Here is a 19,641-nt window from a genome sequence, read left to right as displayed (position 1 = left end):
AACGAGGCCTTTAGAATAAAAATGCTAAGGGGTAAGACACTGCGCAGACTACGAGCAACACTGTAAAGGCTCTTAAAATTTTACCGTCTGATAAAGTCCACGCCATTCCCGCGCCCCAAATCAGCGGAACCATTAATCCGCCAATTGCAACCGCATTTACAGGTTCCATAGGCAGTTTAGTCGAAAGAGCGGTTCCAACACCAAAAGCGGCGGCTCCCGATAATGGTCCCGCGAGCAACACCCGGAGAGTTCCGCGCCACCAGACTTTTTTGCGAGCGGCAGGGTCAATGACGGCTTCTCGTTCGCGCCGTACTTTTTGGGGTCTGACCTCTATATTTGCGAGGGCAAAAGCTAAGGCAGTTACACAAATAAATGTAGCGCCGACAGGCACACCTATTTCTCCGCCAAGGGAGCGCGCAAAAAAGAACAATGCGAGCCCTAAAAGAACCCATCCACCACTTATAGCATAGGGACGCAGATGACCGGGCTTTGCCCACGCATATTTAAGCGCGGCAATGCCTACAATTGATGTCCCTATGCCCGTAAGTGGAATAACCATCGGCGCGTTTTAGAACAGATCTGCGTCAAAGCGAATGCCGAAAACTTGCGGGTCTCCGATTCTTGCGACGCCGGTTCCGGTTTGTTGGTTCAAGAACGTATAATATTCTTTATCAAACAGGTTTCGGGCATAAATCGAAATTTTAAAGCGTTCATCGATTTCATACCCCAAACGGGCATTGACTAAAGCCACATCATCCAGCTTGCTCGCGACTTGGTTCTCATTATCCGAAAATTGTGAGGTTTTAAGGTTCAAGTCGGCGCCATAAAACAGGCCGAAATCATGTTGCTTGTTAAATCCCGCATTCAGACTGAACTCAGGTGCGAAGGGAAAGGAATTTCCAGCCAAGTTTACCTCATCCGTATCTGAATATGATATGGGAAAGTCTTTGAATTCAGTGTGAACATACCCCAAAGACCCATATAGCTCCAAACCGTCATCGAGATCTAAACTGCCGTCGAGTTCAAGCCCGTAGAGTTCAGATTCGCCAGCATTGACCGTGTAAGTGAACAAGGGTGTTGCCGGAGAGATTGGGACAGGAACCTGTTGATTTGTCCAGTCAGAATAGAACACATTTGCATTAACGCGCATTTTTCCATCAAAGAAGGTGGAACGGCTGGAAACTTCGTAATTCCACAAGTATTCTGGATCGTAAAAAGATGTACTGCCGTCCACTATGCTGATCTCAGAGCCGCCTGCGCGATAACCTTTCTGTGCGAGGAATGTGAAATTGGTCGTATCATGGGCACGCCACCGCAAACCAATTTTGGGCAAGAAGGCATTGAAATCATCTTCTGTCAGCTGTTCCTGCGAGCCTTCAAAGGCTCGTAGATACTCTAGGGATGGCGGCAACTCACTGATAATTTCTGTATCAGTAACCGCCTGTATTTGATTATCTTCCATATCATAACGCGCGCCAAATAGGAGGTCGAATTTATCCGAAAGAGCAAACTCCCCGTCTGCAAAGAGGGCAAAATTCTCTACTTGAGACTCGTAAAATGACCCTTGGGTCGCAAACAGGCTGGACGGCAGTCTGGGGTCAAGAATTGAAATCGGAACTGTGGTGGTCGTGTCAAATCCGCGCTCGGTATCCACATAATATGCACCGATAGCAGCCTTAAGGCGCACCCCCTGATATTTCAGACGTATTTCCTGCGATAGGGCTTTGTCATCTCCGGTTCGGTCCACAGACGCCAGCGGCAGTGGAGTTACATCAAAATCCTCAACGCGGATATAATCGGTGGTTTGATAGCTCGTAATAGATTGCAGTGACCATTTCGGCGAGATGTCATAATTAGCATTGACGGATTGCAAGAAAGTTTCTGTGCCTTCGCGTCCCGCTAAATCATAGGCCGTCTCGTTGGTAAAACCATTTGTCGGGTCAACGACGTCTTCGCCAGCATTATTTTCTGCATAAGTTGTGGTTGATATAATACTCAGGTTCTCGGTCGGTTCGATGAGCAGCTTTCCGCGCAGATTTAAGAGTTCCGTGGCATCCGCATCATCCTCAAGAAATGTATTTGCGATGAAGCCATCACTTTCCCGGTAATCTGCGGACAAGCGAAAGGCGACCCTATCTTCAATCAAAGCTGTGCCGCCCGCTGCAGAAATCTGGTGGGTTCCTCGTTCAGCGAATTCAGCGCGTACTTTCAAGTCAGGTTCATAGCTAGGGTCTTGGGTGCGAATATAAATGGCTCCAGCCAGAGCGTTGCGGCCAAAATTAGTCGATTGCGGTCCGCGATAGACTTCGACCTGACCCACATCCCATGAGCCCGTCGGGCCGAAAAATGTCGTTTGGTTTCCTAAAGGTGCGTCATCCACATATACCGTAATTGTGTTCCCGTTACCACCGCCGCCCACGCCGCGTTGATCGATGCCGCGAATGGCATAGCCTTGCTCGCCAAGGGCCGCGTTTACATTAGGAATTCGCTCGACGATATCATAGAGATCGGATATCGGTTCCCTTGCGATTTCTTCTGCCGTTGTGATGTCGACACTGGCGGGAACTTCCATCAGGCTCTGCTCTATTTTCGTTCCATATACTGTAATGACATCTTCGTCTGGTGCCTGAGCATAACTTGTCTGCGCCACCCCAAGGCCGACAAGTATAGATAATGCTCCACTTGCCATCAGTGTCTTTTTCAACCTCACAATTTTCTCCTTAGAAACTTTCACAATCTCGCTATTGAGAGTAGTTCTCAATTAGTGTTGGGGGTCACTAGCTTAGTTGCAAACGCCTCACAAGTGCAAATAGAGGTAAATGTGGCCTCTTATGTCAAAAACATAGTCATCACTGACCTCGGGTTTGGCGCTGGCTTTGCGCTTTGGGGCTTTCGGGGCATAGTAAGCGGGCGTGGGAATTGTTGCCGTTTGAGGGTTGGGCTCCACAAAGCTTTCCCAATGGACAATCAAGAGCTCTTGTCTCACCACAGGGGAACGCGCGGGCACTTCGCCACCCATGCGCTCAAAAGCGTTGTCTTTCAATTTGTGATACAGGTCGCAGGAGAATAAGATTATCGGCTTCTCGTACGATGAGAGTGATGGCGAAAAATAGTACGCTGGATGCGCTGGGCGCGCCCGCCTGGTTTGACGAGCCCGTCGTCAATGTCGTCCTCGCCGCCAATGGCTATCCCGGAAAATATAATAAAGGCACGCCGATTAACGATCTGGATTACGCGAATGAAACGGACGGCGTCGTGATCTTTCACGCCGGCACGAAACGTGACGGCGCGCAGTTGCAGGCGGCAGGCGGACGCGTCCTCTCTGTCACAGCCCAAGCCCCGACGCTGAAAGAGGCAGTAGAAAAGGCCTATGACGTCATTGATACGAAAATAGACTGGGAAGACGGATTTTGCCGGAGATATTGCGTATCGGGCGCTGTAGAGCTTTGAACCGTTGGGTTACAATAGAAATGTTCCCCCTACTTATTCGCTTTCCATGCTCCCATTGACCCGAGGAATACATCTACATTCTTGAAATTATTCGCCTGTAAAAAAGAGGCAGCAATCGTCGCTCTGGCCCCACTTCCGCACATAACCGTATATTCCTTATGAGCGTCTAATTCACCTAAACAGGATTTTATGTGTCCCACATATTGATGCCTCGCGCCGTCGATGTGTCCTTGTTCAAATTCGTCCTTTGAGCGTACATCCAGCAACACCCAATTATCTTTGGAGCTATTCACTCTTTTACGGACACATTCGGCGTCCACAAAAGTCAAACTTTTAATCTTTGCTCCCGTTGTGGATAAGCCTACGAGACCGTCTAATCGTCCCACGATATTATCAAACCCCATACGAGCCAATTGACGTGATGCTTGTTCCGCTTGGTCACTATGGTCAGATATAAGAAAGATCGAATCTGATTCACTTAGAAAATATCCAGCGAAAGCTGAAATCATATCCTGAGGCATAGATATTGATCCTGGAACATGGGCTCCGCCAAAAGAGGTCACCGACCTCACATCCAAGAGCCAGTCTGCAAGGTCAGGCTTAAACCTCCCAGGCGCAAAGGGCTTGGGTATGAGAACCTTGTCAATTTCTGAGCCGCCCACAAGGTTTAAGTGTTCCATCAAAGAAAAGTACTGAGGAATATAGTGATGTTCGTCTAATTTTTCCTTGATAAATTCTTCTCGGGATTTGATTTTGAGCCTCGAATTGTTTTCACGCTCATGACCGATAGTTGAGAACTCACGGTTTGCCATATCATTGCCGCAAACGGACCCGGCGCCATGTGCCGGATAAATAATTGTCTGGTCTCCAAGTTGCATAAGTTTTTGCAAACTGTCGTAAAGTAGTCCTGCAACTTTTTCGGATTGTTCGGGATAAAAATCGGTACGACCAACATCACCGACAAAAAGAGCATCGCCGGTAAATACGCCAACGGCGCCCTTTTCTAATTCTTGATCGTAAATAGCGATCGAAATACTGTCATACGTATGCCCGGGCGTTTCTAAAATACGTAGACACATATTTCCTAATTGAAATTCATCCCCTTCCTTCGTTGTCGTCGCATATACCACCTCGCCATCAGCGTTCGGCCCATGATAAACTTTCGCACCCGTTTGTTGCGAGAGGATAGGCGCGCCTGAAACTAAATCCTCATTCCGGTGGGTTTCTATAATGTGAGTGATCTGCGCCCCGCGTTCTCTGGCATGCCGAATATATACGTCACAATCACGCCTCGGATCTATTACGCAGGCTTCTGCTCCGTCACCCACCAAATAAGAAAGGTGGGCCAAGCCATCCGATTTTATCTTATGAACAAACATAGATATAGCTCTTAGTTATTGCGTTATTAGATATATTATCAGGCTACCTATATTGTTCCGAAAGACTTTCGATGTGACGAGGAACACCGCTCGGCCAGAAAATGCCAAAGAGAAATATCATCTCGTCTTCGGACGTTTTCGTTCCGAATAGCTTTTGAAGTCTCACTTCCCCACAATCCTCTCACGCGAAGGGCCTTCGCAAAGGTTAAGAATGTGTTAAAGGTCGGGTATGACTTATCGTACCCTCCTGACCTCCGCCGCCGCCATTTCCTTTCTTATCGGGGGGATTGGCGTTGCTTTTGATTCGTTCGCGCATGACGGCCCGCATGATAATTATGAGGATTTCACTCTGATCCATGCGGGAGAAGTTCTGGCGGTTCCCGGTGAAGACCCTATTTCTGACGCGACCATTATCATCCATGACGGGAAAATAGTCGGCGTGGAAGAAGGCTTTCTCGAAGATGACGCGGCGACCATTCTCGATAAAAAAGAGATGTTCTTTCTGCCCGGCTTGATTGACAGCCATGTTCACCTTCGCAGTGAATGGTCTCCGACGTCTCGCTGGGAACCGGTTCTGATGGAATCCGGCGATAGCGCCTTTCAGGCCGCGAAAAACGCCAAGACCACCTTGATGGCGGGTTTTACCGCCGTGCAGGATGTGGGCGGGCCGAATGAGATTTTTGCGCTGAAACGCGCCATTAATGCCGGCACGGTGCCCGGCCCGCATATTCAGGCGGCCGGATCGGCGATTTCCGTCACGGGCGGACACGGCGACTCGCACGGGTTCAAAGATGATTTGCTGCATTTCTTTGCGTCAGAAACGATTTGCGACGGGCCGGCGGATTGCCGCCGCGCCACACGCCAAGCCGTAAAGAACGGCGCGGACGTTATTAAAATTACGGCCACAGGCGGCGTGCTGTCGAACACCAATGCCGGAACGGGTCAGCAATTTTTTAATGACGAGCTGGAATCGATTGTCGAAGCGGCCACCAAAATGGGCCGCAAGGTGACCGCCCACGCCCATGGCAAAGAGGGCATTGAGAGCGCCTTGAAAGCCGGGGTGAAGTCCATCGAACACGGCACCTATCTGGACGCCGGCACAGCCGCGCTCTTTAAACAATATGACGCGACCCTCGTCCCGACAGTTCTTGCGGGAATGACGGTTGTCGATTGGGCGGAAAACACCGATTGGCTGCCGCCAAACTCGGCCGAGAAAGCCTTGCAGGTGGGCCCGCAAATGCTGGATATGGCGCGCATTGCCTATGAAAACGGCGTCAATATTGCCTTTGGCACGGATACCGGCGTGTCCAAACACGGCGAGAATGCCAAAGAGTTCCAATATCTGGTCGAGGCCGGGATGACCGCTCAGGAAGCCATCGCCTCTGCCACCACGGTTGCGGCCAAACATATTGGTCTGGAGGACGTTATCGGCTCTCTGGAAGAAGGCAAATATGCCGATCTGATCGGGGTGGACGGGGACCCTCTGGACGATATCGAAGAATTAATGGATGTTGATTTTGTCATGAAAGGCGGCGTGATTTACAAAAACGAAGAGTAAGCGCGAATTAAATCACATCCGTGACCGAATTTCGGCGGCGGAGTTATATGGGGTATGCTACATCAATCCCATGACGCAGCCCCTTACAGATGACCAACGCTACGCCGCCTTGCTGGATAAAGAGGCGGCGAAAGGTTTGCGCTTTTATCTCGGCGTCACTTCGACAGGTATTTTCTGCCGTCCGGGATGTCCGGCGCGTTTGCCTTTGCGGAAAAACTGCCTGTTTTTTGAAGAGGTTCAAGACGCGCTGCTGGCCGGGTTTCGACCCTGCAAACGCTGCCACCCGCTGGGCGGGCAGCACCGGATGCTCGAAGCCCTGATGGCGGATATCCTCGCCGATCCCTCAAAAGATTGGTCTGAAGCCGCGCTGCAAGACCAGGGCTATTCCCCCACAACCTTACGGCGGACCTTCAAGGATCATACGGGGTTTAGTCTCAGCGATTTTGTGCGTTGGGTCCGGTTAGGACGCGGGGCAAAATCCCTGCAAAAAGGAGACAGTGTGATAAACGCCCAACTGGACGCGGGCTTTGACAGCCCCTCCGGATTTCGCGCCGCCTATGCGGGGCTGTTCGGGAGCGCCCCCGCCAAAACAAAGCTTTCGGACGGCGCGCCGCTGTCCATCGCATGGCATGAAACGCCTCTCGGACGAATGGTGAGCATTGCGGATGAAACCTCTCTCTATATGCTCGAATTCACCAATCGGGTCGAAATGATCGGGCAAGTGAAGCGTTTATATCGTCTTCATCGGCGCCCGATTGAAGCGGGGCGAACCGCCATTTCCGAACAAATCGAGGCGGAGCTGACATCCTATTTCAATGGAAATTTAACCGCCTTTCAGACTCCGCTGACTTTGACCGGTACGGCGTTTCAGAAACAGACCTGGGCGCAATTACAAAAAATTCCCTATGGCGAAACGCGGAGCTATGCGGATTTGGCGATAGCGGTTGGGAATGACAAAGCCGTCCGCGCTGTGGCGGGGTCAAATGCCAAGAACGGGCTCGCGCTTATCGTGCCGTGCCACCGCGTCATTGCCAAAGACGGCGGGCTCGGCGGTTATGCCGGGGGGCTGGACCGCAAGCGGGCTTTGCTGGCGCTCGAAGGCGTCGAAATTAAAGCGTGAAAGTAATTTGCGCTGACAGATTTTGATTGACGCTCGTCGAAATCGTCACCCGGTTTAGCACGGCCCCGTTTTTCACGATGACATCGTTCAAGAGGCCGTAAAGCGCTTGTGTGTCTTGAGTTTCGATCCAAACGGTCAGGCTTTCATTCCCGTCAGGCTGAACGCGAGAGGGGTTAATGCCCCGGGCCCGAGCGGTTTCGATAAATACGGCCTGACTGAACGGGCGCGTGACGGCGGCTCGACCGCCCGAGGACAAAGTCGGAAGCGTCCGGGCCACTGTTGTATAATCGCGTTCGGCGCGGAGAAGATCGGCGCGCGCATCATTTTGAGCTGAGAAAACCGGGTTTAAAATAAACTGCCAGAAAACAACAAGAGCGAGGAGCCCGCCCATAACGCCGAGCAAAACCTGCTCTCGCGGCTCTCTTTCCTGCCAATGATGTCTGAGATTTGAAAACATCAGGACGCCCCCGCCGCTCTTAACACGGCCTCACCGACAAAGCGCCCGCTTTGCTCGCGCACGCCTCCCGGGGTAAAATCTCCTCCGGCGGCTTCCATCGCGGCTTTTACCGCTTCTGCTCGCTCAAAACTTGGATAGCTAAAGCGTAGCTGCAATTCATTGCGGCTGTCCTGAAAACTCAAACGTTCAATCGATACATCGTCAAAGTCGGCCAGAGCGCGAAAGGCAATATCAGACAGCGCCAGGAATTGCGTCGGAGCGACATTCCCGGACCGCGCGGCCTGAGCGACAGCGCGGGCGGGATTATTCGGCGCCGCCTGTCCGGTTTGCTCGGTATAAAGCCGGGCTGTTTGCGCCTGAACATTCTCCGCCTGCTTGGAAATGGCGCGGGCCTCCATAGTTTCAAAAACTAAGACAGCGATCCCCAGGCACGCGGCCAGCGCCGCAATACGAAGCCCTCTCTGGAGTGTTCCGCTCAGAGCAGATTTCGGCGCAAACTCGCCCTGCATCAAATTATTCGCCGCCGACAGGCGGCGCCCAATGGCATTTAATATCGTGGGTTGGTCTAAGGTCTCTAAGGGGCCGTCATACCAATCCATGTCGAGTGTGTGACCAAGAGGCCCCGCATGAACAACGCGGTCCGGCAGCGCAAGCGGGCGTGGCTCCAAGCCGGTTACCGCATCATAATCTGTCAGAATATGTTGAACGTTCAGTCCGTTTTCGCGGGCCCAATCAATTACCTCTCCCATCACAGACTTTGATATAATTGTGGCAAGGTTGATCGGGCTTTCGTCTATTTCGACCTCATCTTGCGTGGCGACATGAAGGCTATCGAACGGCATGGAAAGATTATCTTCGAGAGAGAAAAGGACAGCGTTTTCCCGTTCGCGGCGGCGCATTTTCGGAATGTCATGGGCAAAAGTCTGTGCATTTTGTCCGGGAAGGACGATAGCAACGGGGAGTGACTTAGCCGCCAAAGTTTCCGCTTCCGCAAATGGAATTTGCCCTGTGTCGGAAACCTTTCCATCACGCCAATGGCCCCATAAAAGCGGCGCCGACTCGGTGCCCGGCAGCAGTAATATCAAGCCCTCGCGCATGTCTATCGGCCTTCCGAAGCAGTCGTCGCGTCGACGGGACGCAGATAAGGGCGGAAACTTTCACGGCCCCATCCACGATATGTCAGAATCGGTTGCCCGTTGTCCACCCCTGTAAAGTGAAAGCTGCGCGATCTTTGAGCTTTTCGGTAAGTTAATTCCAGTTCGACCCAGAGGGACTGAGGGGTAAAAATGAGAGAGGACTGTAGGAGGCCTGCAATATCAGGCTCGCCTTCGCGTTGCGGCAGGTCTTGCAGGGCTGGGTTGGCTAGAACAACCTCCATAGAGCCGTAGCCCCGCTCCGGACGGTCGGCAATGAGTTGCTTGGCCAGAGTAAGGTTATCCGCACCGCCCATTAATCCAGCCAGTAAAGGCGCCTGCCAGGCTTCCGCCAAATCAATATTGAACTTGGTCTCGACATAAGGCTCTCCAACACAAAGCCAGGGCCGGATCGCTTCATAAAGCTCTGGAGTGACGCCTTGGACGGCCCGAAGTTCCATGACAGAGGCCAGCGGCGTATTCGCCGGAAGAACTGGCGGGGTGCGCCGTAGATAATCGCCGTCTTCCGCGCCGCCGGGTTCCGCCTGGCTGTCCGTATCCACCCAGTCCGTTAAAGTGGCTCTTAGGCCTTCAGCTTGGTTAAGCGGCACGCCAAGTGCGTCCAATGTATTGATAAATTGCTCTCCCGCCGCTTCGTTGGGCTGGCCTTGAGAGGTCGTTAGGCTGCCCAAATTGAAGCAATGCGAGCCGTCGCGCACGGTCATCTGCATGACGCCGTCTTCAATTGGCAGGATGATAGGATTAATACTGGAAAGGACCTGATTGCGGCCTTCGGCGGGAACGGATTGCAAACGCTGCGCCAAGATATCTGCAACGTAATCTTCGGCGCCGCGAACATACCAATCGGCTTGCGCGTAATCTGAAACATTCGCGGTGCGTTTAATAGACAGCCGGATATCTTCCATGAGAGTCACCGTCAACGCCGCCATAATTGCCATAATCAGCAAGGTCGCAATTAATACGGCGCCGCGTTCTTTGTCCGCTCGGCCCCTCACCCGCGAAGCTCGAAAATATATTCGGACACATTATTGTTCCGCTCTGTCAGAACGAACCGCGCCACGCCGGGCAAGGTAGTAGCGCCCCCGGGCCCGCTCGCTGCCGCTTCAACAGGGATAGCCAACCGCGAAATAGGGATAAGATCCTCGGAAAGAAATTCGAGACGGGCGGATAATAAGTTATCAAACAAAACTATTTCGCGTGGCTCGCTCGACACATCCGGATTCGCTGTTGGCCAGCTTTGACGAATGAGTTTCTCATCCCGAAAGTAATAAGCTACGCGTTCGGCGTCGCCGCGCGCCTCTAATCCGCCAGGATTCTCACGGCCCAACCGAGTGAAATTGATTAGGGATTCTCCATCCGTGGTCAGAACGTAGGGCTCGAAGCTGCCAAGAATATCCCGCCGCGCGCGTAAGGATATCCGTTCGAAGTCCGTTCGCATTATTGACCGGGAGGCCTGTATCCGATTTAGCTCTTCCATGCCCTGATTGACCCGGTCTCGGACAGCTATAGAGCTGCTCATCACAGTCATTGTTCCCGCTGAAATTAGCGAAAAAATAAAAAGGCTCACGAGCATTTCGATAAGCGTAAAGCCGGCTTCTTTATCCCGACCGCTCATGACGCCTCCCCTGTCACGAAGGCGCGGCGTTGTATCAGAATTTGGTCAGTCCTCGGAGAGGAGACACTGACCACCAATTCAAAAAATTCCGGCACCTCGGTTTCAACCCGTTCCACGCGATATTCAAATGTTCGTCCGCCGGATTGCTCTTCCCCTTCCCGCGATTGCGCGAAAGGATTTTCGCTCTCCAACCGGGCTAAAGCGAGTTGGTTGTCTGCCACGATGGAGGCATAGGTTTTTTCTTCAAGCTGATTAAGGGTTGAAACGGTTTGCGTACCTGCCCGCGTCAGGCCTAAAATGGCCACAGCAAAAATCAGAAGGCTGACCAGGACTTCTACGAGTGTAAATCCGGCCTCTTTCTTATCTTCGACGAGGTTGTTCATTCTGTCTTCACCAGGACGACGCGGCCGTCCCCTTCTGAACGCACTTCATATCTGGCTTTGCGGCCAGACAGGTCGAGGACGAAAGGTGTATTAATGCTGGTAGGCTCGAACATAATTTGCGGCGCCAAGGTTTCAGGCAATTCAAGCTTTTCCCCATTGCGGGTAAACTCAGTTCTTATTTCATCTGACCAATTGTTTCCGCCCGCCGGAATAAATTTTTCCCCGTCATAAGCATAGAAAGAAAATTGCTTGTCCGTCAGGCCAAAGGCCCGCACCTCTCCGCTGATCAAGCCTTCCTGCGCCATGGCATTGAGATCACGAGTTAGTCCCTCCGCCTGAATCTGGGCAGGGGATTTGGGGTTCGGGATATTCATGATGACCACACCCGAAAGCAGGCTAATCAAAACCAAAACGCAAAGCATTTCGATAAGGGTAAATCCGGCTTCAGAATGTTTCATCAAAGCGCTTCATTTGAAAGTTTCAACTGCTCTGATTATTCAGACCAGTTTGTAATATCAGCGGCGGCGTCTTCACCGCCTGGTTCCCCGTCAGAGCCGTAGGAGAAAATGTCTACGACGCCGTTTTCACCCGGATAGCGATATTGGTAAGGGTTGCCCCAAGGGTCACTTGGCAAAGTCCGGATATAACCGCCATTAGGATAAAGCGCCTCGTCCACTCCGGCAGGCGCTTCGGTCAGCGCGTCTAGACCGGCCGACTGGTCGGGATAATCGTAAAAGTCGAGATAGTAACGGTCCAAAGATTGTTGCAACACGGCGATGTCCGCTTTGGCTTTTTTCGCCGAAGAGTCGCCGATCAGCGGCAGGACGTTGGCCACAACCACGGTTGTCAAAAGGCCGATAATGACCAAAGTCACCAGAACCTCAACAAGCGTGAAGCCCGCCTCTTTGTCCTGCTCCTCTGGCGTGTGTTGGATGTTATTGTCTGTTTTCTTTTCACTGTTAGCCATGAGGCCTCCTAAAGAATAAACTGATTAAGCGTGAGGATTGGCAGGAAAATAGCTGCGATAATCAACAACACGATACCCGCTAAGAATATGATGATGAGCGGCTCCAGCAAAGTCAAAAACACAGACGTCCGGGCTTCAAACTCACTTTCAAGGTAATCCGCAGAGCGTGAAAACATTTGTCCGGCATCTCCACTGGCCTCGCCGCCGGCGACCATTTGCGTCACCAAGGGCGGAAAAACTTTTGTCTTTTGCAAGGCCTGACTGAGCGCGGCGCCTTCGCGCACCCGGGTCGCCGCCCCTAACACAGCTTCGCGCATGACAGAGTTTTTCAGCGTATGACGCGACGTTTCCAGCGCGTCCAAAGCGGGAGTTCCCGCGCTAATTAATCCCGCCATTGTGCGGGAAAAGCGCGCCGCGTTTAGATCGCGAATAATATTTCCCAATAGAGGCATTTTCAATCGCATGCCGTCCCACCAATATCGCGCCGCCGGACGTTTTAGTAAAAGTCTAAATCCGATAAAGGCAAGAACCACAATTCCCAGCACCCATATCCCGTAAGATTTAAAAGCGGCAGAAAACCAGATCGTAAACCGTGTCAGCGGCGGCAATTCTTGTCCGAAACTATCAAACTGCGCGACCACTTTTGGCACGACAAAAATCATCAGAACAGCTATCACCCCAATGGCTACCAAAGACAGCACCATGGGATAGACTGTCGCCCCAAGTATTTTGCGGCGTATCGCTTGCGCGGCCTCCAGATCATCGGCCTGACGTTCCAGGACTTGCGCCAAACGGCCTGACGCCTCGCCGGAAGCAATCATCGCGACATAGAGATCATCAAAGGCTTGCGGCTGGCTCTTCATCGCATCTGAAAGCTTCAACCCCTCCATCACCTGCCCTCGAATAGAAAGTAGCACCCCTCGCATTGGCGAGCGTTCAAATTGCAGAGCAATAACGCGAAGCGCGTCTTCTACAGGCGTGGCGGCATTTATCAAAATAGCGAGCTGGCGGGTCGCGCGAGTTAAGTCTTTTAATTTTACCCGGCCTGATAAAAAGGAATTGGAGGCTTCTGCGGTCTTCGCCGTTTTCTTCCGGCTCCGGTTTAGATCAACGGGGATAAGAGCGCGGGCGCGGAGCATGTCGCGCGCATCGCGGGAGGAACTCGCCATGAGCGTGCCGCGCTGTTTTGCGCCTTTCGCGTCTATTGCGGCATAATCAAAGGCTTCCATTTTTTAGATGGCCTCTGCTGTGCTCGATTTGCAAACCCGGAGCACTTCTTCAGGGGAGGTCAGGCCGTCTACCACCGCTTGCGCCCCGCTTTGGAGGAGTGTCTGGCGGCTCCGGAAAGCATGCTTGGACATCTTGGATTCAGAGGAACCGTCATGAATCATGGCGCGGAGTTTGTCATCCATCGTCACCATTTCATAAAGGCCCAAACGCCCGCGATAACCAATATCCAAACATTCGTTACATCCCTTGGCGTGATAGAATGTCGTCGGTTTATTCGGCAGGCCAAGTTCGGAAAGCTCCGTCTCGCTGGCCTGATAAGGGGTTTTACAATTCGGGCAAAGTTCGCGCACCAATCGCTGAGCGACCAAAGCCGTAACGGTGCTGGCGAGAAGGAAAGGCTCGACGCCCATATCCCGCAAGCGGGCGATCGCGGCAATGGCGGAATTCGTATGAACCGTTGAAAGAACCAGATGCCCTGTCAGTGAGGCCTGCACGGCTATTTCTGCCGTTTCGGGATCCCGGATTTCCCCGACCATCACAACATCCGGGTCCTGACGGAGAATGGCGCGGAGCCCCGCCGCAAAGCTCATCCCGACTTGAGAGTTGACTTGTGTCTGGCCGATCCCGTCCAGAGCGTATTCGACCGGGTCTTCGACCGTTAACACATTGCGGGAGCCATCATTTAATTCCGACAAGGCCCCGTAAAGCGTTGTCGTTTTACCCGAACCGGTCGGCCCGGTAACAAGGACAATGCCATTGGGACGGGCAAGCGCGGATTTAAACGCCGACAGCATGGGCGCGTTCATACCGAGCTCCGACAGGGCCAGTCGCGAACTGTCCTTTTCCAATATCCGCATGACCAGTCTTTCGCCGTGACGCGACGGCAGGGTCGAGACCCGCACATCAATCGCCCGCTGGCCAAGATTAAGCGAGAAACGGCCATCCTGCGGGACACGTTTCTGCGCAATATCCAGCTGCGCCATGACCTTTACCCGGCTGACCAGAACAGGGGCGAGGCGCGCCGGCAGACTCAGCTTTTCACTCAGCGTTCCATCAATGCGAAACCGCACGGAGAGGCGCTGCTCATAGGGTTCAATGTGAATATCAGAGGCGCGCGAGCGGATCGCCTCCTGCAAAATACCGTTGATAAGCCGGATAACGGGAGCGTCATCAGAATTGTCCAACAGGTCAGAGGTTTTCGGAAGGCCATCTGCCAGAGCGTTCAAATCTTCGCCCGTTCCAATTGCGTCTTCAGACGCACTGGACAAATCATTTTGCGAATAAGTCTTGGACAGTTCCGTTTCAAAAATTGCGGGACTGACTTCCTGTTTCGGCAGCGCATGGCCCACAGCGCGGCGCGCCTCCAGCAAAGCTGACAGGCTGACCTGCGGTCTATGAAGCAGACTTACACTGCCTTCCGCATCTGTGACAATCAGCACGCCTTGCGTTCTGGCAAAGCTGTAATTGAGCTGAGGTGTCATGCGAGTGGCTTCCATAATATTGATTTATAAACACCGCTGTCGCGAAAAGCGATTTAAGTTTTCATTATATTTTTTCTGTTTTGAATGACATGTCCTAGCGGCACTTACGGCGTGCCGCTTCCCTCAGAATGCCCTGTAAAGATTTATCGATAAACGAAAATAATTGTTGTTTTTCGATAAGAAATTGTTACTCTATTGGAAAATTGACTTTCGAAGGGGTCTTTCATGCTTTCCATTCAAAATATCCACAAGCGGTTTGGCGATGTTCATGCGTTAAATAATGTGAGCTTGGATTTGGAACCAGGGCTATTTGGCCTGCTTGGCCCCAATGGCGCCGGAAAATCTACTCTGATGCGAACACTCGCAACGTTGCAGAAACCGGATGAAGGCCAAATCTTCTTTGATGGTCAGGATATTGTGACCCACCCCGATGCGATCCGCTCTCAGCTCGGCTATTTGCCGCAAGACTTCGGGGTCTATCCCCGCATGAGCGCGCTCGCGCTTCTTGACCACATCGCCATCCTAAAAGGGGTGATAAATAAAGGCGAACGTGAAGACCAGATCATGGCGCTTTTGGAAAAGGTCAACCTTATCACTCACCGCACCGCCTCTGTCGCGACCTATTCCGGCGGGATGCGTCAGCGCTTTGGCGTCGCGCAAGCCCTCCTTGGAAATCCGAAAATTCTGATTGTGGACGAGCCTACAGCCGGCCTCGACCCGTTTGAACGTCAGCGTTTTCTTGACCTTCTCTCCGAATTTGGCCGTGAAAAGATTATCCTGCTCTCCACCCACATTGTTGAAGACGTGCGCGACCTCTGTCCCGACATGGCGATAATGGGCAATGGACAAATCGTAGTCCGCGGCGCGCCGGAAAGTTTGATCGATACTATTCGTGGCCGCGTGTGGCGAAAATCTGTCGACCGGGATGATTTGCTGACAATGAAAGAAGGGTATAAATTCCTCTCCAGTCGTCATTTGAAAGGCGGTGTTCAGGCCTCTGTTCTCGCTGATGCCTCTCCGGGCACAGGATTTGAACAAAAAGAAGAAACGCTGGAAGATGCCTATTTCGCCCACTTAAACGGTTTGGTTTAGGGGCAGCTCATGTTTAATCGTCTCCTGAAATTTGAAATGGGCTTTCAGGCCCGTCAGATCGGCTTTTGGGTCGTTCTCCTTGTTATGTTGGCTTACGGCGTTTTTGTCGCCGTTATACCGGATCTTTTCGGATCAGGGCTCGGCGGCACAAAAATCAAAGCCAATGGCGCGCAGATGATCGCCGGCGGGATTGCCAATGCCTATCTGCCGGTGATTTTCTTTGGCGGAATCTTTGTTGTGACAGGTATCTTGCGCGACAAAACCTCTAATATGACGGAAATTATTCACTCCACGCCGATTTCGACATTCGACATGACCGCATCGCGAATGACAGGCGTTTTCCTGATCATTTTCTTGAGCTTTTTCGTTTTCTTACTGGCGCAATTTCTAGGTTCATTCAGTCCCACGATCGACAAGCTGACGCTTGGTCCGATCCGCCCTCTTTACTACCTTCAACCTCTGCTTCTTTTCACGCTCGTAAACGCGCTTTTCGTGACGGCCTTTTTCACCCTGATTGCCGGACTCACACAAAACCGTATGCTGGTTCTGGTCAGCGCCATCGGACTGTTTTTCTTCTCCATCATGTCCGGGGTCGTCATGGAACTGGATATTCCAAAATGGATCCAAGCCTTAGCCGACCCCTTTGGCGCGATTGCTTATACATTGGACACGGAATTCTGGTCGCCGGAAGATCGCAATACGCGGCTAACCCCCATTTTCGGCTATCTCGGTCTCAACCGGCTTGTCTGGGGCGTTATTTCGCTCGGCGTTTTGGCGCTTGTCTTTAGGCGGTTCAAACGCGGTATTGTGACCGGTAAAACCAAATTGCGCGGCGCAGTCCTTCAATCCAAAGACATTCCAGAATATAAGAGCGTTCAGCCGAAATTTGGCTTTGCCGCGGATATCGCCGCTCTGTGGACACGCACAAAGTTCGAATATCTAACAACTGTGCGGTCTGTTCCGTTTATTATATTGGCCAGCCTCGCCATGGCTTTGTTTGCCTTTTTGATCATCGTCACCGTCTTTTTCTCACCTCAGAAACTGGTTCCGACCAGCCTATTTATGGTCAGTATCGGCTTTGGCAGCTTTCTCATTCCGGTTCAATTAATTATCGCCTTTTTCTCTGCCGAAATGGTTTTCCGGGATCGCGGCGCAAAATTTGTCGGACTTCTCGATTCCACTAAAGTGCGTAATTGGTCCTTGCTAGTCGCAAAGTGGCTGGCCTTATCAGCTGCCCTGGCAACGCTTTGTGTGGTGGTCATGATTGTCGGCATGGCGATCCAGATCGCGGCCGGAGGCCCGCCAGTGAACCTTTCGCTTTATTTGAAATTTACCTTCTTAAATGCTTTCCCGAACTATCTGGCTTTCGCCTTTTTGGGGTTATTTGTTCAAGCCTTTGTGCCCAACCGAATTGTGGGCATGTTGGTCGCAGCTGGATCTATGGCGTTTGTTGCCTTGGTGGTCTCCAGACTTCCATTCTATCATCCGCTCATGGGCTTTGGCGGAACCAGCCCGGGTCAAGTTTCGGAAATCTCTCCTTATAATAGCTGGGTCTATTTTCGGTGGTTCAATTTCTATTGGGGCGCTCTCTGCGTTCTCTTTGCTGTGCTTAGCGTTTGGCTCTGGCGCCGCGGCTTCCAAGTTTCGCTGCTACGCCGTCTCAAAGAAATGAAATCCAATATCACTCCGGCCTCCGGCGCGGTCGCAACTTTCGCGCTCGCCGCTTTTATCGGCAGCGGTATTTATATCTACCAAGCCTATGACAAGGTGAATTGGTCTAATCAGAAGACACAGGAAAAACGCCAAGTCAAAGCTGAAAAGCTGCTTGCGACAGAACGGGATGCTCCGCATCCGCATGTTCGCAGCGTCAGCATCAATGCTGACATTTATCCGGAAATTCAGGAAGCCACCGTCAAAGGCGCTATGACATTTGAGAATGCGTCGGGCGTGCCGATTTCCGAAATCTATGTTAACCCGGCCAGTGGCCACGAAGAAGACGTTAAGCAATTTGATCTGAAAGGCGCCGTTGAACTTACTGAAGGGACGAACGCCGAAGGCGATTCCATCGAAGAGATCAACGACCTCGGCATTCGTGTCTTCCGGTTCGAGCCTGCGCTTGAGCCCGGTGACAAGACGGAACTTGATTTCGAAACGTTCTTCCACGCGCCGCGTCTGGCCGACAGAAGCGCTATTTCCAAAGACGGTACTTTTCTCAACAATTATGGTGGCTTTGGCGTCAGCTCACGCGTGATTCCGACAATGGGCGTGCCGGATCTTCGTATCCGCAATTCTAAAACCCGGCGCAAATATGACTTGCCGGAATTAGAAAAACTCCCGGATCCAGACGCGCCGGATGCCGGGAAAGTTAATCTCTTCGGCATGTTGACCGGGCCAGCGGATTACATTGATTTTGAAGGCACGGTCTGCACCACCGCCAATCAAATTCCCATTGCCCCCGGCGATCTTATCGCGGAGTCTGTAGAAGACGACCGTCATTGCCGAACTTATCGTTCTGATACGCCGATCAGCAACTTCTTCTCTATTTTGTCCGGCGATTACGCCGTGACCGAAGATAGTTGGACATCCCCGACGGGAAAAATCATTCCGATCCGCGTTTATCATGCGGAGAGCCACAGCTATTCAGTTCAGGATATGATTGAGGCAACAAAGTTCGGCCTGACTCATTATTCCGAGAACTTTGGGCCTTACCAATATAATTACTTCCGCATTATGGAAGTGCCTTTCATTGGGTTCGCCCAGGCCTTTGCCGGAACCATTCCCTATGCGGAACAGGGTTTCATCATGGATAGCGGCGAAGCCGGCGATATCAAAACCCTGGACAACGCCTCCATGACCACACTGCATGAGCTGGGTCACCAGTGGTTCGCCCACCAAATCGTCCCCGGCCTGTCTCGCGGCTTTAACGTTCTGTCCGAAGGGCTAACGTCTTATGCCACTATGGACGCCTACGAAGCCTTATACGGGTTTGACAAAGCCCTCTACGCTCTGGAGAATTCAACCATCGCGCAGATGCAGGCTCTGGCCTTTATCGACCGGGAAAAGGAAGTTCCGCTCGCCATGGCCGGGGAGCAGCAATATCTGGTTTACAACAAAGCGGACTGGGTGCTTTGGGGGCTGAAGCATTATATTGGGCCCGATAATATGCGGCTCGCCATGCGCAATCTTATCAATGAGTTCGGCTCGAACGGCCCGCCTTATCCAACGACGAAAGACGTCACCGACGCGCTGCGCGAAGTTGCTGGCCCCGAATATGATCAATTGATTACTGATCAGTGGGACCGAATTGTCTGGTGGGACATGCAATTCGGCGAGGCTGAACCAAGCGTAAGCAAACTGCCCAATGGCCGTTACCGCGTGAGTTTTCCTTTAGAGATGGACAAGAAAATCCAGACCGAAGAGATGGAAACCGCCGAAAGTTTTGCCGATATTGAGGGTGAGAGCCTCAATGAATGGGTAGAAATCGGGTTTTATGAGGAAGAGCCCAAACGGCTCTGGAGCGCTTGGTCAAAATTGGAACGCGTTCGCGTCACTCAAGCCGAGAGCGAGCTGAGCTTTGAGCTGGAAACCCTTCCAGGGTTCATCTCGATAGATCCGCGCCGCCTTCTTATGGAACGCAATGTGCAGGATAATGTGACTCCAGGTTCGCCTAAACTGGCTTCTGCGGAGTAAGAGCGGATTGATACGCACCTTTCTTTACGCCACACTTTAAACACTTGAAGGAGCAAGCCTAGCTT

17 protein-coding genes are annotated in these 19,641 nt (G+C 52.1%); 5 read left to right on the top strand and 12 right to left on the bottom strand.

Going from position 1 to position 19,641, the window contains the following annotated elements:
- Nucleotides 1-10 precede the first annotated feature (10 nt).
- Together ACNA05_RS05305 and ACNA05_RS05300 are read right to left on the bottom strand one after the other, a co-directional pair.
- The gene (locus ACNA05_RS05305; RefSeq protein ID WP_415810364.1) at nucleotides 11-559 is read right to left on the bottom strand and encodes a hypothetical protein; all 549 of its coding nucleotides are present in this window, start codon (nucleotides 557-559) and stop codon (nucleotides 11-13) included.
- 9 nt (nucleotides 560-568) lie between these two features.
- Entirely contained in the window at nucleotides 569-2,710 is a 2,142-nt protein-coding gene (locus ACNA05_RS05300; protein ID WP_415810363.1) for a TonB-dependent receptor, read from the bottom strand.
- 389 nt (nucleotides 2,711-3,099) lie between these two features.
- Here ACNA05_RS05300 and ACNA05_RS05295 point away from each other — a divergent pair, with 389 nt between their 5' ends.
- Nucleotides 3,100-3,450, top strand: coding sequence for a phosphoribosylglycinamide synthetase C domain-containing protein (locus tag ACNA05_RS05295; protein ID WP_415810362.1), 351 nt, complete (start codon nucleotides 3,100-3,102; stop codon nucleotides 3,448-3,450).
- A 29-nt stretch (nucleotides 3,451-3,479) separates the two neighbouring features.
- Here ACNA05_RS05295 and ACNA05_RS05290 read toward each other — a convergent pair whose 3' ends face one another.
- The gene (locus ACNA05_RS05290) at nucleotides 3,480-4,829 is read right to left on the bottom strand and encodes an MBL fold metallo-hydrolase (RefSeq protein ID WP_415810361.1); all 1,350 of its coding nucleotides are present in this window, start codon (nucleotides 4,827-4,829) and stop codon (nucleotides 3,480-3,482) included.
- A 229-nt stretch (nucleotides 4,830-5,058) separates the two neighbouring features.
- Here ACNA05_RS05290 and ACNA05_RS05285 point away from each other — a divergent pair, with 229 nt between their 5' ends.
- Both ACNA05_RS05285 and ACNA05_RS05280 read left to right on the top strand, forming a co-directional pair.
- The gene (locus ACNA05_RS05285; RefSeq protein WP_415810360.1) at nucleotides 5,059-6,387 is read left to right on the top strand and encodes a metal-dependent hydrolase family protein; all 1,329 of its coding nucleotides are present in this window, start codon (nucleotides 5,059-5,061) and stop codon (nucleotides 6,385-6,387) included.
- Nucleotides 6,388-6,457: 70 nt separating this feature from the next.
- Nucleotides 6,458-7,507, top strand: a complete 1,050-nt coding sequence (locus ACNA05_RS05280) for a bifunctional transcriptional activator/DNA repair enzyme AdaA (protein WP_415810359.1) — start codon at nucleotides 6,458-6,460, stop codon at nucleotides 7,505-7,507.
- Here the strand turns inward: ACNA05_RS05280 and gspM are convergent.
- From gspM to gspE, 9 genes are read right to left on the bottom strand one after another with little or no spacing between them, the layout of a single operon-like run.
- Nucleotides 7,497-7,964, bottom strand: coding sequence for a type II secretion system protein GspM (gene gspM, locus ACNA05_RS05275; RefSeq protein WP_415810358.1), 468 nt, complete (start codon nucleotides 7,962-7,964; stop codon nucleotides 7,497-7,499). The two genes, ACNA05_RS05280 and gspM, sit on opposite strands and share 11 nt — an antisense overlap.
- Nucleotides 7,964-9,061 (bottom strand): type II secretion system protein GspL, encoded by a 1,098-nt coding sequence (gspL, locus tag ACNA05_RS05270; protein ID WP_415810357.1) that lies wholly within the window; start codon nucleotides 9,059-9,061, stop codon nucleotides 7,964-7,966. Before gspL ends, gspM begins: the two co-directional genes overlap by 1 nt.
- A gap of 2 nt (nucleotides 9,062-9,063) precedes the next feature.
- The gene (gene gspK / locus ACNA05_RS05265; protein WP_415810356.1) at nucleotides 9,064-10,113 is read right to left on the bottom strand and encodes a type II secretion system minor pseudopilin GspK; all 1,050 of its coding nucleotides are present in this window, start codon (nucleotides 10,111-10,113) and stop codon (nucleotides 9,064-9,066) included.
- Complete coding sequence (gene gspJ, locus ACNA05_RS05260; RefSeq protein ID WP_415810355.1) at nucleotides 10,110-10,733, bottom strand: type II secretion system minor pseudopilin GspJ; 624 nt, start codon at nucleotides 10,731-10,733, stop codon at nucleotides 10,110-10,112. The genes gspK and gspJ overlap by 4 nt, the downstream gene beginning before the upstream one ends.
- Nucleotides 10,730-11,116 (bottom strand): type II secretion system minor pseudopilin GspI, encoded by a 387-nt coding sequence (gene gspI / locus ACNA05_RS05255; RefSeq protein WP_415810354.1) that lies wholly within the window; start codon nucleotides 11,114-11,116, stop codon nucleotides 10,730-10,732. The genes gspJ and gspI overlap by 4 nt, the downstream gene beginning before the upstream one ends.
- Nucleotides 11,113-11,574 carry a prepilin-type N-terminal cleavage/methylation domain-containing protein gene (locus tag ACNA05_RS05250; RefSeq protein WP_415810353.1) on the bottom strand — a complete coding sequence of 154 codons (462 nt, stop codon included), beginning with the start codon at nucleotides 11,572-11,574 and terminating at the stop codon, nucleotides 11,113-11,115. The genes gspI and ACNA05_RS05250 overlap by 4 nt, the downstream gene beginning before the upstream one ends.
- Nucleotides 11,575-11,609: 35 nt before the next feature.
- On the bottom strand, nucleotides 11,610-12,083 hold the full coding sequence (gene gspG / locus ACNA05_RS05245) for a type II secretion system major pseudopilin GspG (protein WP_415810352.1): 474 nt from the start codon (nucleotides 12,081-12,083) through the stop codon (nucleotides 11,610-11,612).
- A gap of 8 nt (nucleotides 12,084-12,091) precedes the next feature.
- Entirely contained in the window at nucleotides 12,092-13,312 is a 1,221-nt protein-coding gene (gene gspF / locus ACNA05_RS05240) for a type II secretion system inner membrane protein GspF (RefSeq protein WP_415810351.1), read from the bottom strand.
- Between the two features lie 3 nt (nucleotides 13,313-13,315).
- Entirely contained in the window at nucleotides 13,316-14,794 is a 1,479-nt protein-coding gene (gene gspE / locus ACNA05_RS05235) for a type II secretion system ATPase GspE (protein WP_415810350.1), read from the bottom strand.
- 225 nt (nucleotides 14,795-15,019) lie between these two features.
- Between gspE and ACNA05_RS05230 the strand changes: the two genes are divergently transcribed.
- On the top strand, nucleotides 15,020-15,886 hold the full coding sequence (locus ACNA05_RS05230) for an ABC transporter ATP-binding protein (RefSeq protein ID WP_415810349.1): 867 nt from the start codon (nucleotides 15,020-15,022) through the stop codon (nucleotides 15,884-15,886).
- A gap of 9 nt (nucleotides 15,887-15,895) precedes the next feature.
- Nucleotides 15,896-19,576: an ABC transporter permease/M1 family aminopeptidase gene (locus ACNA05_RS05225; RefSeq protein WP_415810348.1), complete on the top strand. Its 3,681-nt coding sequence runs from the start codon at nucleotides 15,896-15,898 to the stop codon at nucleotides 19,574-19,576.
- Nucleotides 19,577-19,641: the final 65 nt, after the last annotated feature.

Source organism: Litorimonas haliclonae (assembly GCF_965138505.1).
Lineage (GTDB): Bacteria > Pseudomonadota > Alphaproteobacteria > Caulobacterales > Maricaulaceae > Litorimonas > Litorimonas haliclonae.
This window is presented reverse-complemented; position numbering and strand designations above follow the sequence as displayed.

Excerpts from the sequence above, each read along its gene's own strand:
- ACNA05_RS05305 (WP_415810364.1), bottom strand. The coding sequence starts at position 559 with ATGGTTATTCCACTTACGGGCATAGGGACATCAATTGTAGGCATTGCC.
- ACNA05_RS05295 (WP_415810362.1), top strand. The coding sequence starts at position 3,100 with ATGGCGAAAAATAGTACGCTGGATGCGCTGGGCGCGCCCGCCTGGTTT.
- ACNA05_RS05290 (WP_415810361.1), bottom strand. The coding sequence starts at position 4,829 with ATGTTTGTTCATAAGATAAAATCGGATGGCTTGGCCCACCTTTCTTAT.
- ACNA05_RS05285 (WP_415810360.1), top strand. The coding sequence starts at position 5,059 with ATGACTTATCGTACCCTCCTGACCTCCGCCGCCGCCATTTCCTTTCTT.
- ACNA05_RS05280 (WP_415810359.1), top strand. The coding sequence starts at position 6,458 with ATGACGCAGCCCCTTACAGATGACCAACGCTACGCCGCCTTGCTGGAT.
- gspM (WP_415810358.1), bottom strand. The coding sequence starts at position 7,964 with ATGTTTTCAAATCTCAGACATCATTGGCAGGAAAGAGAGCCGCGAGAG.
- gspL (WP_415810357.1), bottom strand. The coding sequence starts at position 9,061 with ATGCGCGAGGGCTTGATATTACTGCTGCCGGGCACCGAGTCGGCGCCG.
- gspJ (WP_415810355.1), bottom strand. The coding sequence starts at position 10,733 with ATGAGCGGTCGGGATAAAGAAGCCGGCTTTACGCTTATCGAAATGCTC.
- gspI (WP_415810354.1), bottom strand. The coding sequence starts at position 11,116 with ATGAACAACCTCGTCGAAGATAAGAAAGAGGCCGGATTTACACTCGTA.
- ACNA05_RS05250 (WP_415810353.1), bottom strand. The coding sequence starts at position 11,574 with ATGAAACATTCTGAAGCCGGATTTACCCTTATCGAAATGCTTTGCGTT.
- gspG (WP_415810352.1), bottom strand. The coding sequence starts at position 12,083 with ATGGCTAACAGTGAAAAGAAAACAGACAATAACATCCAACACACGCCA.
- gspF (WP_415810351.1), bottom strand. The coding sequence starts at position 13,312 with ATGGAAGCCTTTGATTATGCCGCAATAGACGCGAAAGGCGCAAAACAG.
- gspE (WP_415810350.1), bottom strand. The coding sequence starts at position 14,794 with ATGACACCTCAGCTCAATTACAGCTTTGCCAGAACGCAAGGCGTGCTG.
- ACNA05_RS05230 (WP_415810349.1), top strand. The coding sequence starts at position 15,020 with ATGCTTTCCATTCAAAATATCCACAAGCGGTTTGGCGATGTTCATGCG.
- ACNA05_RS05225 (WP_415810348.1), top strand. The coding sequence starts at position 15,896 with ATGTTTAATCGTCTCCTGAAATTTGAAATGGGCTTTCAGGCCCGTCAG.